This is a genomic window from Salinibacterium sp. NG22 (assembly GCF_015864925.1).
In the GTDB taxonomy this organism is placed as follows: domain Bacteria; phylum Actinomycetota; class Actinomycetes; order Actinomycetales; family Microbacteriaceae; genus Rhodoglobus.
Map to the genome: position 1 here is coordinate 311,880 of NZ_JADYWG010000001.1, position 13,540 is coordinate 325,419.

Consider the following 13,540-nt stretch of genomic DNA (forward strand, 5'->3'; position numbering starts at 1 on the left):
CTAGAGAGACATGCCGCGATCGTCTGGGCGAACAGGGAATGGCAATTGCGTCTCCCCTTCAAGGTAGCGATCTACGGCGGATGCCGCAGCCCTTCCCTCGGCGATAGCCCACACGATGAGCGACTGCCCACGGCCGGCATCCCCGACAACGTAGACGCCGGGGGTTGCGGTCTCGTAGCTTTCGTCGCGCGAGAGGTTTCCCCGCGCATCCGCTGCGAGAGGAAGCTGTGTGGAGAGCGTTTCGGTCTCAGGCCCGGTGAAGCCCAGTGCAAGAAGAACCAGGTCGGCAGGAATCTCCCGCTCGGTTCCAGCCTTAGGAACACGACGGCCGTCGAGGAACTCGGTCTCAGCGACACGAATCGCACGAACTTCGCCGACCGAGTTCGTCAAGAACTCCACCGTCGATGCAAGGTATTCACGTTCGCCGCCCTCTTCGTGGGCGCTCGACATCTCAAACAGGGTCGGTGTCAATGGCCACGGCTGGTGTTCCGGGCGCTCCGCGGGAGGCTGAACACCAATGGCCAGGTTTGTGACCGACAATGCACCCTGACGGTGAGCTGTGCCGATGCAGTCAGCACCAGTGTCGCCACCACCGAGAACAACGACGTGCTTGCCCTCTGCGGTGACCTGCTCGCTCACGGTGTCGCCGGCAACGGCGCGGTTCGACTGAACGAGGTACTCCATAGCGAAGTGAACGCCGAGCGCATCGCGGCCGGGGATGGGCAGATCGCGCGGCACGGTAGATCCGGTAGCAACTACGACAGCGTCGTAGCGGGTGCGAAGATCGCTCCACGAAATATCGACACCGATGTTCACACCGGCACGGAAACGAGTTCCCTCGGCCTGCATTTGAGCCAAACGCAACTCTATGTGGCGCTTTTCCATCTTGAAGTCGGGGATGCCGTAGCGCAGCAATCCACCGATGCGATCTTCACGTTCGAAAACAGCGACCGTGTGGCCAGCGCGCGTCAACTGCTGAGCAGCCGCAAGGCCGGCGGGCCCCGAACCGACAACAGCAACAGTTTTACCCGTCAAACGTCCCGGAGGATGCGGAGTGACATTACCGTCGGCGAACGCCTGATCAATGATCGAGACTTCGATCTGCTTGATCGTGACGGCAGGCTGATTGATTCCCAGAACACACGAGCTCTCACACGGTGCTGGACACAAACGTCCGGTGAACTCCGGAAAGTTGTTTGTCGCATGGAGGCGCTCAATAGCTTCAGCGCTCTCGCCGCGACGCATAAGGTCGTTCCACTCGGGAATCAGGTTGCCCAACGGGCATCCCTGATGGCAGAACGGCACACCGCAATCCATGCAGCGGCCAGCTTGACGGGCCAGTTCACCCGATTCTTGCTGCTCGTAGACCTCTTTGTAATCCATCAACCGAAGGCTGACAGGCCGCCGCTTCGGCAATTCACGCTCTTGAACCTTGAGGAATCCCTTGGGATCAGCCACCGGTTACCTCCCTAATTCGAGCCCAGGTAACGTCCCCGTCGGGGTCGAGTCCCTCGGCTATTGCAGTCTCTCGAGTTTGGATGACAGCCGCGTAGTCACGAGGAGTAACCTTCGTGAACTGGGCTGCCGTGGCATCCATGTCTGCCAGCATGCCTTCGGCAACGACCGAGCCGGTTTCTTCGAGGTGGCGTTCGAGAAGATCCTTGACGATCTCAACGTCGGCGCCGCCGAGTCCGCTCAGCTGAAGCTCGCCGGAACTCAGTGAGTCACCGTTGACGCGCTCCTCGCGAAGCTGGTGGATGTAGGCGGTGCCGCCCGACATACCAGCGCCGAGGTTGCGGCCTGTGGCTCCCAGAATGAGAACGAGGCCACCGGTCATGTACTCCAGGGCATGGTCTCCCACTCCCTCCGCGACGGCAGTGGCTCCCGAGTTGCGCACCATGAATCGTTCGCCAACCTTGCCGCGAATGAAGATGCTGCCGCTCGTAGCGCCATAACCAATGACGTTTCCGGCGATGACGTTGGTCTCCGCCGCAAACGTGCTCGTCAGATCAGGGCGTACTACGACGGAACCGCCAGACAATCCCTTTCCGACGTAGTCATTGCTATCGCCATACAGCTTGATCGAAATACCGGCCGGAACGAACGCGGCCAGCGACTGACCGGCAGAACCGTGCAGCGTGATCGAAATCGTGTCGGTGGGCAAGCCGTGCTCACCGTGGCGCAACGTGACATTGTGACCGAGCATCGTGCCGACCGCGCGGTCGGTGTTGCGAACGCGGAGATCGATCGAGACAGGCTCTTTGCGTTCAAGAGCAGCCTCGCTCAGGGCGATCAGCTGCTGGTCAAAGTGCTCAGCAAGCTCGTGGTCCTGTTCGACAGCGTGCGTGCGAGGCTCAGTGTCACTGAACTCCGGACCATTGAACACGGGCGACAGGTCGAGACCGTCAGTCTTCCAGTGTGAAATAGCGCGGTTGACGTCGAGAATCTCGCTGTGGCCAATGGCTTCCTCAAGAGTGCGGAAGCCGAGCTCAGCGAGGTATTCGCGAACTTCTTGAGCCAAGAACTCGAAGAAGTTGACGACGAACTCTGGCTTGCCGGTGAAGCGCTCCCGAAGCACGGGGTTTTGCGTGGCAACACCGACCGGGCATGTGTCGAGATGACACACACGCATGAGGATGCAACCAGAGACAACGAGAGGTGCGGTGGCGAAACCGTACTCTTCGGCACCGAGAAGCGCGCCAATAATGACGTCGCGACCGGTCTTCATTTGGCCATCTACCTGCACCACAACGCGATCGCGCATGCCATTGAGCATGAGGGTCTGCTGCGTTTCCGCAAGACCGATTTCCCACGGCGTTCCGGCGTGCTTGAGCGAGTTGAGCGGGCTAGCACCCGTTCCGCCATCGTGGCCGGACACCAGAACAACATCGGCCTTTGCCTTCGTGACACCGGCAGCAACAGCACCGATGCCCTTTTGGCTCACGAGCTTGACGTGCACCCGCGCCGAAGGGTTCGAGCGCTTGAGATCGAAGATCAATTGCTTGAGGTCTTCGATCGAATAGATGTCGTGATGCGGAGGCGGCGAAATGAGGCCGACGCCGGGCGTGCCGTGTCGAGTGCGCGCAATCCAGGGATAAACCTTGCCCGCGGGAAGCTGGCCACCCTCACCGGGCTTCGCTCCCTGAGCCATTTTAATCTGAATGTCGTCAGCGTGCGTCAAGTACATGCTCGTGACGCCAAAGCGACCGGATGCCACCTGTTTAATGGCGCTGCGGCGAGTGGGGTCAAGAAGTCGATCGACATCCTCCCCGCCCTCACCAGTGTTCGAGCGCGCGCCGAGCTGGTTCATCGCAATAGCAAGGGTTTCGTGCGCTTCCTTGCTAATCGATCCATAGCTCATCGCACCGGTACTAAATCGCTTAACGATGCTCGAGATCGGTTCAACCTCATCAATCGGAACCGGCGTGCGATCCGTCATGTTGAATTTAAAGAGCCCGCGAAGGGTCATCAGCGCTTCGGCCTGCTCATCGACCTTCGAGGTGTACTCGCGGAAGATGTCGTAGCGGCGCGTGCGAGTAGAGTGCTGCAGCTTGAATACGGTCTCCGGGTTGAAGAGGTGGGGCGGACCCTCGCGACGCCACTGGTACTCGCCACCCGTGTTGAGTCGTTCGTGAACCGTGGGTGCGCGGTCTTCGGGGTACGCCGCTACGTGGCGGGCAGCGTTCTCGCGCGCAATCGCGTCGAGACCGACTCCCCCCAAGATGCTCGTGGTTCCCGTGAAGTACTGGTCAACGAACGCCTGCGACAAACCAACAGCTTCGAAAGCTTGAGCGCCAGCATAGGAACTGACCACAGAGATGCCCATCTTGGACATGATCTTCAGAACGCCCTTACCGAGCGCGGTAATCAGGTTGCGAACAGCCTTCTCGGGAGTGATATCGGTGATAGTGCCATTACGCACGAGCTCTTCAGCTGACTCCATAGCGAGGTACGGGTTGATGGCGGAAGCGCCATAACCCACTAGAAGCGCAACATGGTGAACTTCACGCACGTCGCCAGCTTCGACGATCATGCCGACCTTCATGCGCTCTTCTTGGCGGATGAGGTGGTGGTGAACCGTTGCCAACATGAGCAACGACGGAATCGGTGCCAAATCCTTGTTGGAATCGCGGTCGGAGAGCACGATGAATTCTGCGCCGTCGGCGATTGCTGCGTCAGCTTCCGCGCACATTTCGTCAAGACGCTTTTGCATCGCGGACGGACCAGCATCCACACGATAGAGACCCTTGATCGTGGTAGCTAAGCGGCTGCCAGGATGAGGCTCGATGTGTTGGATCTTCGCTAGCTCATCGTTGTCAATCACCGGGAACGCTAGCGCTACTTGCCTAGCGTGGTCCTGAGTTGCGCTGAGCAAGTTGCGCTGAGGGCCAACCCCGAGGCGCATCGACGTGACGACGGCCTCGCGGATCGAGTCAAGCGGCGGGTTCGTAACCTGAGCAAACTGCTGCGTGAAGTAGTCGAATAGCAAACGGGGTCGCTGAGACAACACGGCAATGGGAGTGTCAGAGCCCATGGCGCCCAGCGGTTCTGCACCGAGTCGCGACATTGGCTCGATGAGAATGCGAACTTCTTCCTCGGTGTAACCGAAGGTACGTTGGCGGCGCGTAACTGACGCCGGCGTGTGCACGATGTGTTCGCGTTCGGGAAGTTCTTCGAGAGCAATGCGGCCGCTCTCGAGCCACTCAGCCCAGGGACGCGACGCGGCAAGCTCGGCCTTGATCTCATCATCTTCAATAAGACGACCGGCAGCCGTGTCGACAAGGAACATCTTGCCCGGGCGAAGCCGACCCTTGCGCACGACCTTCGTCGGCTCAATATCGAAGACGCCAATCTCACTCGCCAACACGACAAGACCATCGTCGGTGACAAGGTAGCGACCGGGGCGAAGCCCATTGCGGTCGAGAGTCGCGCCTACGAGCGAACCGTCGGTGAAGACCAGGGCGGCTGGACCATCCCACGGCTCCATGAGCATCGAGTGGTACTCGTAGAATGCACGGCGACGAGGATCGGTGTCTGTCTGGTTCTCATACGCTTCCGGAACCATCATCATCATGGCATGCGGCAGCGGACGGCCAGCGAGATTGAGAAGCTCAACAACCTCATCGAACGACGCCGAGTCGCTAGCGCCAGGCGTGTTGACCGGCAGAATGTCCTTGATATCGCCGAAAACGGCAGATTCAAGCTGCGACTGGCGTGCGCGCATCCAGTTGCGGTTTCCCTGCACCGTGTTGATCTCACCGTTGTGGGCGACCATACGGAACGGCTGTGCGAGCGGCCATGAGGGGAACGTGTTGGTGGAGTACCGCGAGTGCACGAGAGCGAGCTTCGAGGCAAAGCGTTCATCTGACAGGTCAGGGTAGAACGGCTCGAGCTGCAGAGTCGTGACCATTCCCTTGTAGGTAATGGTGCGGCACGACAGCGACGGGAAGTAGACGTGCAGATCCCGCTCAGCCCGCTTGCGCAAGCGGTAGGTCTGGCGATCGAGGTGGATGCCGCGAAGCGTGCCCTTGAGGTCAACGCGCTTCGACTGCAGAAAGAGCTGCTCAAATGCGGGCATTGCTCCCCGTGCGAGCGAACCGAGCTCCCCCGGCTGGATCGGCACAGTGCGCCACCCGAGGACAGTGAGGTCTTCTTCTTCCGCTAGCTTCTCAATGCCGCGCTTGACGTCATCACGAGCAACACTGTCGAGCGGCAAGAACGCAATGCCGACGGCGTAGCGGCCAACAGAAGGCAGCTCAAAGTCGACAACATCGCGGAAGAAGGCATCCGGGATCTGCGTCATGATGCCAGCACCGTCACCGGTGCCCGCGTCGGACCCTACGGCCCCGCGGTGTTCAAGGTTGCGCAGCGCTTCTAGAGCCGTCGCAATAATGTCATGCCCCGGCGTGCCGCGAAGCGTCGCCACCATGGCAAGGCCACAGGCATCTTTCTCATTGGATGGGTCGTACATTCCCTGTGCTGCGGGAATAGAACCAAAGCGTTCAAAGGGTGGGGTAACAGCCATGCCGTACCGTCCTCACGTATTACTGGTGCGGAGAGGGACTTCTATGGCCCAAAGAAAATCAGTACCTGATTCAGGCCTGAGGGGGTGTGGCCGCTTGTGGCGGACTACTTCGAATCTACGACAGGAGCGGACTCCTCCGCAGCGCTGACGACAATGTCATGCTCGGAATATCTTTCATCGGAGTTTACAACACCATCGGCACTCCAGACGTGACCGTCGACGTAGGCGCTCTTTTCGCGACCAACGTGACGGCGAGACTGAATGACGTAGAGCAGGATACCGAGCGCAACAGTAAGGATGGCTCCCCACACGTTCACGCGCAAACCGAAGTAGACCTCGCTGGGATCAATACGGATCGATTCGAACCACGAGCGGCCGACTCCGTACCAAATCATGTACAAGGCCCAGACCTTGCCCCACTGCAACCGGACAGGACCGACCGCAGCGAAAACAGGAACGGAGAGGCCAAGAACGTGCTTCTTGACGAAGCCGTACTGGCGCTCCATCGTGAGCAAGAAGACGATTCCGACGACGTTCCAGACCATTTCGTACAGGAAGGTCGGGTGGAAGAGAGTGTCAACCGGCAGGCCAACGGGAATAGCCGAGTTGCCCGCCTCAATCTCGAGGCCCCAGGGCAAAGCCGTCGGCTGACCGAAGAGTTCGTGATTGAAGTAGTTACCGAGGCGGCCAATGGCCTGAGCGAGCAAAATTGCGGGCGCCAGTGCATCCGCAAAGCTCCAGAAACGGATGCCCGTCAGGCGAGCACCGATGTAGGCACCGACAGCACCACCAATCAGCGATCCGAAGATGGCGTTTCCACCATTCCAGATGCGAATGACCTCCCAGGGGTCTGCGCCATCGTAGAAGTAATCGCCCGGGTGGGTGAACACGTGATACAAACGTGCACCCACAAGGCCAAGGGGGACAGCCCAAATGATGATGTCAATGACAATCCCGGGCTCAGCACCGTGACGAGTCAACCGACGTGACGTCAGCCATGTTGCCGCAATAATGCCGATCAGGATGCAGATCGCGTACGTGTGAATCACGACCGTACCGCCGAAATTGAGGCCCAGGTTGCTGAACCACTGGCCAAACGGAAGGGTAACAAGCGTCGCCCATGAATCAGGCGGGCTGGGAATGCTCAACGGCACTAGTGACAAAACGGTGACCTTTCTGAACTGCGACTAAGCAAGAGTACCGGTCGAAAGCGACGCGGCCGTTTTAGCGACAGCATCCACCCCACCGGAAGACAACGCACTAACGAAAACGGACCCCACAATGGCGCCATCCGCGTAGGTAAGAACTTCGCGAACCTGCTCAGCAGTGGAGATACCCAGACCGACACACGCACTCGTGGAGCCTGCCTCACGCAAGCGTGCCACGAGGGTTTTGGCCGCGATATCTACGTCGGAACGTGCACCAGTGATACCCATGGTCGATACGGCATAGACAAAGCCGGTGCTGGCCTCAACAGCGCGCACGAGCCGTTCATCACTGGAGGACGGAGCCGCCAAGAAAATGCGGTCAAGACCGGTGCGCTCGGAGGCGGCAATCCAGTCAGCGGCCTCATCGCTCACGAGGTCTGGCGTGATGATTCCCGCTCCGCCAGCAGCCTTCAGCTCGTCTGCAAAACGATCGACGCCATACTGCATGATCGGATTCCAGTAACTCATGAGAACGACAGGCGTCGACACGCGAGACGTGATCTCGGCGACCGCGTCGAAGCCGTCCTGGAGGCGAAAACCGTTCGTGAGAGCGAGCTGGGTAGCCTTCTGAATAGCAGGGCCGTCCATGACGGGGTCTGAGTACGGCAGGCCGAGCTCAATGACGTCGACGCCATTCTCTGCGAGGGCCACAGCAGCTTCGATGCTCTCAGCAACAGTGGGAAAACCGACAGGCAAGTAGCCGATGAGGGCACCCGCACGGTCACGATTCGCCTGAGCGATTGCTTCTTCTACAGCGCTCATGACTTATCCCCCGCAGCGTTCTGCTCGTCGGCGGCCTTCTTGTCGGACGCCTTCCTGTCCTCCGCTGACGCCTTCTCAGCCGAATCGATCAGATCGAAGTATTCCGCCGCAGTTTCCATATCTTTGTCGCCGCGGCCGCTGAGGTTCACGAGGATCACCGAATCCGGACCAAGTTCCTTGCCGAGCTTGATCGCTCCGGCGAGGGCGTGTGCCGACTCGATTGCGGGAATGATGCCCTCGGTGCGGCTGAGCAGGCGCAGCGCATCCATGGCTTCAGCATCAGTAATGGGCTCATAGTTGGCTCGACCGATGTCTTTCAACCACGAATGCTCAGGGCCAACTCCGGGGTAGTCGAGACCGGCAGAGATGGAGTGCGACTCGATAGTTTGGCCCTCAGCGTCTTGCAGCATATAGCTGCGCGCCCCGTGGAGAACACCGGGACGACCGCGAGTGAGCGTAGCGGCGTGACGTTCCGTCAGGTGGCCCTCTCCAGCGGCCTCGTAGCCGTAGAGCGCAACATCGGCGTCGTCGAGGAAGGCATGGAAAATACCCATGGCATTGCTGCCACCACCGACGCACGCCACGACGGCATCCGGCAGTGCGCCCGTCAGCTTGATGACTTGCTCACGAGCTTCGTCACCGATGACACGGTGGAAGTCGCGAACCATGACGGGGAAGGGATGCGGGCCAGCAACAGTTCCCATGAGGTAGTGGCTGTCATCGACGTTGGCTACCCAATCGCGCAAACCCTCGTTGATCGCGTCCTTGAGAGTGCGCGACCCTGCAGTTACCGGAATAACCTCGGCGCCAAGAAGCCGCATGCGGGCAACATTGAGCGCTTGACGCTCGGTATCGACCTCCCCCATGTACACGATGCATGACATTCCGAAGAGCGCAGCAGCGGTGGCCGTTGCAACGCCGTGTTGACCGGCGCCGGTCTCAGCAATGAGGCGGGTTTTGCCCAGGCGACGGGCAAGCAACGCCTGGCCGAGCACATTGTTGATTTTGTGCGAACCCGTGTGATTGAGGTCTTCGCGCTTCAGAATGATGCGAGCCCCACCGGCGTACTCCGCAAACCGCGGTACTTCGGTGATAATCGACGGCCGACCGGTGTAGCTTGCGTGAAGCTCGGCAAGCTCAGCGACAAACTCCGGATCATTCTTGGCTTCGTTATAGGCGGCATCCAACTCGTCGAGAGCAGCGATGAGCGATTCAGGAACGAATCGACCACCGAACTCACCAAAGTAGGGGCCCAGTTCATCTTTCAGCATTAGCAGTCCAAAAAGTCTTGCAACGTGGCGATCGGATCACCGGTGACGAGAGCCTCGCCAACCAGAACCACATCGGCGCCGGCGTTGCGATAGTGCGCGACATCAGCGGCCGTTTTGACCGCTGATTCTGCGATACGGATGACTCCACTAGGAATCTGGTCGGCAAGCTCACCGAACAGATTCTGATCGAGTTCGAAAGTGCTCAAGTTGCGCGCGTTAACGCCGACGAGGCTTGCGCCAACATCGAGAGCACGAGAGACCTCGTCTGCGGAGTGTGTTTCGACGAGCGGCGTCATGCCTAGCTCGACGATGAGGTCGTAGAGCGTGCGAAGTTTCTCTTGCTCCAGGGCCGCCACGATCAGCAAAACGAGGTCAGCACCAGCGGCTCGCGCCTCAAACACTTGATACGGCTCAGCAATGAAATCCTTGCGAAGCACCGGGAGGCGCACGATCGACTTCACCGTCATGAGGTCCTCGAGAGAACCACCAAAACGACGCTGTTCAGTCAGAACGCTGATCGCGCTTGCTCCACCAGTTTGGTAGGACGTCGCAAGCGACGCCGGGTCGCTGATCTCAGCCAAAGCACCACGAGACGGGCTTGACCGCTTGATCTCCGCAATGATGTGAACTCGCTCGCGAGGAGACAACGCCTCCAGCGCATCTAACGCCGGAAGCGCATCAGCGGCAGCACGCTCTACATCAGCAAGGCTGACGGACTCACGACGGACAGCGGCATCTTCGAGCGCGCCGTCAACTAAATCGGAGAGCACTCTAGCTGTGCGGCTTGGGGGTGAGCTTGTCGCCACCCACGCCATAGCCAAGCTTCTTCAGCACCTGGCCAACAAGGAGACCAACGACGACCAGCCCAGCCGATGCGTACACCAGCCATGCCACGTTGAACCAAAAAGCGAGCGTTCCGATCGTGAACGCGACCAACATGATCACTACAGCGGTCCATGCCGCCGGGGAATTTCCGTGGCCGGGGTCAGTATCAGTACTCATCAGGCTCCATTCTTTGCTGATCCTAAATTGTAGCGGGAGTAACCCGCTTGGCGTTGCCAATCAGCCCTCTGTCGGGTCTAATCCTCGACTTTGAGCATCCCACTGTGATGCCGGATCATCGGCGATAACCGTGGTCGTTCGGTCATACTTCTTGGTTGCGGTCGGCCAGTGCCGAGCGGAAACTGCGGCAGCGATGCCGATAGCGATGATGAGGACGCCGGCAACCAGTGCCGTGAACGACCACGCACTACCGTCAACAGCGACCACTAAGGAACGGATTGAGTCGATGCCGCTGATTCCCGTCGCCTCCGTAATCAATTCCGAGGCTGCGCGGGCGGGGTCGGCAAGCGTCGCCTGGCTGACCGCGACGATGATTCCCCCCACGATGGCGGCGATGACTCCGAGAACACGCCGTACAGTGACCGATGCGATGCCGAGGGCTGCGACGAGCGCGAAAGTCGAGAGCGCGAGCGCAGCAAGTGCCCCGGCAACATCGCTGCCCAGCACCTCGACGCTCACCTCATCCTGGAGTGTGATCGTGAACCAGCGCTGCGTCCACGACAGCATTACTACTGCACCAAGCAGCACCAGGCTGCTCAGCACGATCGAACGTGAACGTTTCCAGATCATGAGCTGAGGTGAGTCATCGCATTAGCGACCGCGACAGCGCGAAGGGGCGCCGCAGCCTTGTTCTGAGCCTCTTGGTGCTCGGCGGCAGGGTCGGAATCGGCAACAAGGCCAGCTCCGGCTTGAACGCGAGCAACGCCATCCACGATCGTGACCGTGCGAATGGCGATCGCGAGATCAGCATCGCCGGCGAAGTCGAAGTAGCCCACGACTCCCCCATAGACGCCACGCTGGGCGGGTTCTAGCTCGTCGATAATCTCAAGGGCGCGGGGCTTGGGCGCGCCCGAGAGCGTGCCTGCAGGAAAAGTAGCACGGAACACATCGACAGCGGAGGCTTCGGGCCTGAGATCGCCTTCCACCGAGGAGACGAGGTGCATGATGTGGCTAAATCGTTCGACCTGCATGAACTCGGTGACGGCGACGGTACCCGGCGTACATACCTTCAGGAGGTCATTACGCGCGAGGTCAACAAGCATCAGGTGTTCGGCGCGTTCTTTCGTGTCGGCGAGCAGTTCCTCGGCGAGCTCAAGGTCTCGCTCGGTGTCAGCGCCACGAGGTCGTGAACCGGCGATGGGATGCATGTGCACGCGTTTTTGGGAAACCTTCACGAGTGCTTCCGGACTCGCGCCGACGATCGAATACGGACGACCATCCATGTCAACAAGCGACAGCAAATACATATAGGGCGACGGGTTAAGAGTGCGCAAGACGCGATAGACATCAAGCGGAGTCGCCGAAACCTCATGGTCGAACCGCTGCGAAATGACGACCTGGAAGACATCGCCGTCGCGGATGAACTCCTTCGATTTCTCGATCGACTTCGCGTACTCCGCCGGCGTGGAACGCGACGTTGGCTCGGGATCGATCTCGATATCCACATCAGCGAGGAAGGCGTCCGTGGGTTGAGCGAGGCCAGACTGAAGCACGTCGAGGCGGGACTGGGTCTCGGTCCACATCTCCTCGACATCCTGATGCCCGTCGTTCAGCGCAGTCGAGATGAGCATGACGGTGCCGAAACGGTGGTCGAGCACCACGAGGTCGGAGACAAAGCTCAGCGCCTGGCTCGGAACCTCGAAGTCGGCGGGCGGGGCATCGGGAAGGTTCTCCAGCTCGCGAACAGCCTCCCAACCAATGAACCCGACAAGGCCGCCGGTGAGCGGAGGATGCCCCTCGACGCGCGGCGTTTTCCAACGCTCGTTGAGATGAGCGAGGGCTTCCAGCGGCGCCGTCGGGCAGTCATCACCGAGGATTCGCTCGCGCGGCATCCCATAGTCAATCCACTCGACGCCGTGCTCATGTTGGGTGAGAACACCGAAGCTGGCGACGCCCACGAAGGAGAAGCGTGACCAGATGCCGCCCTGGCCCGCCGACTCAAGCAAAAACGTTCCCGGGTTTGCCTTGGCGAGCTTGCGATACACCCCAACGGGAGTTTCACCATCGGCAAAGAGCTGACGGATAACGGGGACAACGCGATTGCCGCCGGAAACCAGCGCCTCGAATTCCTCGCGACTCGTCGTGCTATTCAAGAGAAAACCCCTGATGAGGTACGAGTGGGTCTACTTCGAAGCAGGAATGAGCGCCGGTGTGGCATGCAGGACCAACCTGCTCCACTCCGACCAACAGCGCATCGCGATCGCAATCAAGGGCCGCAGTGCGGACGTATTGACGGTGCCCACTCGTGTCACCCTTGCGCCACAGCTCTTGGCGGCTACGGCTATAAAACGTCACGCGACCTTCGGTGAGCGTGCGGGTGAGCGCCTCAGCGTTCATGTACCCGAGCATGAGCACCTCTTTGGTGTCCCACTGCTGAATAATTGCCGGCAACAAACCATCGGCAGCAAACTGCGCGCGTTCAAGCACATCGCTGACGGTCTCAAGAGTGAGTTCATCGCTCATCGTGTAACCAATCCATGACTGTTGAGTGAAGCTTTAACGTCTCCCACCGTCAACTGGCGACTGTGGAAAACGGATGCCGCGAGCAGGGCATCGGCGCCGGCGTCGATAGCCGGCGCAAAGTGTTCGACCTTGCCCGCTCCGCCACTGGCAATGACGGGGACTGTCGCAAACTCACTGATCGCGGACACGAGTTCGAGGTCGAAGCCCTCTTTCGTGCCATCCGCGTCGATTGAGTTGACGAGTAGTTCGCCCGCTCCTCGCTCCATCGCCTCGCGCGCCCACTCGAGCGCGTCGCGGTCTGTTTCGGTGCGGCCGCCGTGGGTCGTGACGATCCAACCATCACCACGCCGTTTGATATCGAGGCTCATCACGAGGACTTGGGCACCAAAGCGGTGGGCGATGTCATCAATGAGCTGTGGTCGGGCGAGAGCGGCACTATTGACCCCGACTTTGTCTGCGCCGTGGGCGAGAAGCTTGGAGACATCGTCTGGCTCGCGGACTCCCCCACCGACCGTCAAGGGAATAAAGATTTGCTCGGCTGCCGACCGCACGACGTCATACATCGTTGCGCGTCCCTCGACTGTGGCCGTGACATCGAGAAACGTCACCTCGTCAGCGCCTTGCTCGTAGTAGAGCCGCGCGAGGGAAACCGGGTCACCCGCATCGCGGAGATCTTTGAAGTTGACGCCTTTGACGACACGGCCGTCGGCGACATCGAGGCACGGAATGACCCGAACTGCGACCGCCAT

11 protein-coding genes are annotated in these 13,540 nt (G+C 59.9%); all 11 read right to left on the reverse strand.

All coding sequences use genetic code 11. The features are described 5' to 3' along the window. The 11 genes from I6E81_RS01560 to hisF all read right to left on the reverse strand — a co-directional run bounded on the left by I6E81_RS01560 (position 1) and on the right by hisF (position 13,540). Positions 1-1,458, reverse strand: coding sequence for a glutamate synthase subunit beta (locus I6E81_RS01560; protein WP_197105668.1), 1,458 nt, complete (start codon positions 1,456-1,458; stop codon positions 1-3). Beyond that, positions 1,451-6,025 (reverse strand): glutamate synthase large subunit, encoded by a 4,575-nt coding sequence (gltB, locus tag I6E81_RS01565; protein WP_197105669.1) that lies wholly within the window; start codon positions 6,023-6,025, stop codon positions 1,451-1,453. Before gltB ends, I6E81_RS01560 begins: the two co-directional genes overlap by 8 nt. A 104-nt stretch (positions 6,026-6,129) precedes the next feature. Continuing rightward, positions 6,130-7,179 carry a prolipoprotein diacylglyceryl transferase gene (lgt, locus tag I6E81_RS01570; protein WP_197105670.1) on the reverse strand — a complete coding sequence of 350 codons (1,050 nt, stop codon included), beginning with the start codon at positions 7,177-7,179 and terminating at the stop codon, positions 6,130-6,132. A gap of 33 nt (positions 7,180-7,212) precedes the next feature. Then, complete coding sequence (trpA, locus tag I6E81_RS01575) at positions 7,213-7,995, reverse strand: tryptophan synthase subunit alpha (protein WP_197105671.1); 783 nt, start codon at positions 7,993-7,995, stop codon at positions 7,213-7,215. Beyond that, positions 7,992-9,266, reverse strand: a complete 1,275-nt coding sequence (gene trpB, locus I6E81_RS01580) for a tryptophan synthase subunit beta (protein WP_197105672.1) — start codon at positions 9,264-9,266, stop codon at positions 7,992-7,994. Before trpB ends, trpA begins: the two co-directional genes overlap by 4 nt. Continuing rightward, on the reverse strand, positions 9,266-10,036 hold the full coding sequence (gene trpC / locus I6E81_RS01585) for an indole-3-glycerol phosphate synthase TrpC (RefSeq protein ID WP_197105673.1): 771 nt from the start codon (positions 10,034-10,036) through the stop codon (positions 9,266-9,268). The genes trpB and trpC overlap by 1 nt, the downstream gene beginning before the upstream one ends. A 1-nt stretch (position 10,037) precedes the next feature. Then, entirely contained in the window at positions 10,038-10,268 is a 231-nt protein-coding gene (locus I6E81_RS01590) for a DUF6704 family protein (protein ID WP_197105674.1), read from the reverse strand. 60 nt (positions 10,269-10,328) lie between these two features. Further along, positions 10,329-10,898, reverse strand: coding sequence for a Trp biosynthesis-associated membrane protein (locus tag I6E81_RS01595; protein ID WP_197105675.1), 570 nt, complete (start codon positions 10,896-10,898; stop codon positions 10,329-10,331). Next, positions 10,895-12,421, reverse strand: a complete 1,527-nt coding sequence (locus I6E81_RS01600; protein ID WP_197105676.1) for an anthranilate synthase component I — start codon at positions 12,419-12,421, stop codon at positions 10,895-10,897. Before I6E81_RS01600 ends, I6E81_RS01595 begins: the two co-directional genes overlap by 4 nt. Continuing rightward, entirely contained in the window at positions 12,414-12,791 is a 378-nt protein-coding gene (gene hisI / locus I6E81_RS01605) for a phosphoribosyl-AMP cyclohydrolase (protein WP_197105677.1), read from the reverse strand. Before hisI ends, I6E81_RS01600 begins: the two co-directional genes overlap by 8 nt. Further along, positions 12,788-13,540, reverse strand: coding sequence for an imidazole glycerol phosphate synthase subunit HisF (gene hisF / locus I6E81_RS01610; protein WP_197105678.1), 753 nt, complete (start codon positions 13,538-13,540; stop codon positions 12,788-12,790). Before hisF ends, hisI begins: the two co-directional genes overlap by 4 nt.